Annotated in this window: 1 protein-coding gene and 1 pseudogene; one reads left to right on the plus strand and one right to left on the minus strand. The window is 38.0% G+C overall.

The window, feature by feature from the left end:
- Positions 1 to 29 precede the first annotated feature (29 nt).
- Positions 30 to 410: a LytTR family transcriptional regulator DNA-binding domain-containing protein gene (locus AC1DPK_RS34075; protein WP_441887249.1), complete on the minus strand. Its 381-nt coding sequence runs from the start codon at positions 408 to 410 to the stop codon at positions 30 to 32.
- 369 nt (positions 411 to 779) lie between these two features.
- Between AC1DPK_RS34075 and AC1DPK_RS34080 the strand changes: the two are divergent.
- Positions 780 to 1,718: pseudogene (locus tag AC1DPK_RS34080) on the plus strand (SpoVR family protein); the annotation flags it as partial.

Raw genomic sequence — 1,718 nt, forward strand, 5'->3', positions numbered from 1 at the left:
TCTATTCTAAGGGGTGCACTTCACCTTCACTAAACTATTATTATGTTAGGATTAAACGATAAGATAATTCTTTTATACTTTGAGTATTTATGAAAAGCTATTCCACATTTCATAGAATTTTTATCTATCTTCAAATCAAAATATACTTCCTTTGTAGTATTACTCATCAAAACTATATTATCTACATTAACTAGAATATTCCTATCCAAATCTAAAAATTTATATCCACTAGTATTAAGCACAACAGACCAATATTTCAATGTCCCCATCATATAGTAATTCTCATAAGGAGTATGAACTAAAATCCTTTTTTTATTAGACTCGCTTTCCATGTAATTGACTATATCACAGGATATATTATATATTCCTGACTCCCCATAAGCATCTCGCGTGACTGTTAACTTATGCATATATTATAAGAGTACTATAAATTTTAAGGCGACCCAAGTGTTCTAATATAACTATGCTCGCTTTATTTAGAGAGAATCAAACTTATTTCTAATCTTAATATTATTTATAGCCAGGCAACTCTTCCCTACGTTAGTTAGTTTGACTTCAAAAATTTTTTCTTTTGATGCTTCATTTTGTTTATACACAAACCATTTTGTATCAATCTACAATGCCAACTAAGATTGATATTTGTCACCGCCTCTAGCGAGTTTACTAGATAAGAAAAAAATAACCATTAACTCTCCAAGTAACAACTATTAACCAAGATTTAATCATTGAAGTTTCGCTAAGACAAACTCCAATAAATATGAAAACTTGGAGGTATCCTGATGAGCCCCGACGAACTTCGAGCATTAGAGCGTTCAATTGATGAGATAACAGAAATTGCAAAAGGTTTTGGATTAGATTTCTATCAAATGCGCTATGAGATTTGTCCTGCAGAGATCATTTATACATTCGGTGCTTATGGTATGCCTACAAGATTTAGTCATTGGAGTTTTGGAAAAACTTTCCATAAAATGAAACTACAATATGACTTTGGCTTGAGTAAGATTTACGAGCTCGTTATTAACTCCAACCCTTGCTACGCCTTTCTTCTTGAAGGAAATTCTTTAATTCAAAATAAACTCATCGTCGCCCATGTGCTCGCTCACTGTGATTTTTTCAAAAATAACGCTCGCTTTGGTGTAACCAATCGCAATATGGTCGAGAGCATGTCTGCTACAGCGGATCGTATTCATCAATATGAAGTGGATCATGGCACGGAGGCGGTCGAGAAGTTTATCGATGCGATCCTTGCCATTCAAGAGCATGTCGATCCTACGCTCATCAAGCCTTATCAATTAGATAAGAAACGTTATATCGAGATGGTGCAAAAGGACAGCGAGCGCTCGGAGTGGAATATCCCTTCCTCCTCTTATGATGACTTGTGGAATCTGGACCCGGATCGCACAGCTGCCGCCGCATCAGCCGCTCAATCGCAGGCCGCTGACGCCAAACGTTTTCCGCCACGGCCAGAAAAAGATCACATCTGGTTCATTGAGGAATACTCCCCTACTCTGGAGGATTGGCAGCGCGACATTCTATCTATGCTTCGCGATGAAATGCTCTACTTCTGACCGCAAATCGAGACCAAGATTATGAACGAAGGCTGGGCTTCGTATTGGCATCAGCGGATCATACGCGAGCTTGATCTGACTAGCGATGAAACGATTGAGTTCGCTAAGCTAAACTCTTCTGTCGTGCAGCCATCCCGGCATACCTTGAAT

It is taken from the genome of Paenibacillus sp. 01T424, assembly GCF_056398745.1.

What these genes read in the sequence shown, in the direction of transcription:
- AC1DPK_RS34075 (WP_441887249.1), bottom strand. Translation starts at nt 410, where the DNA reads ATGCATAAGTTAACAGTCACGCGAGATGCTTATGGGGAGTCAGGAATA.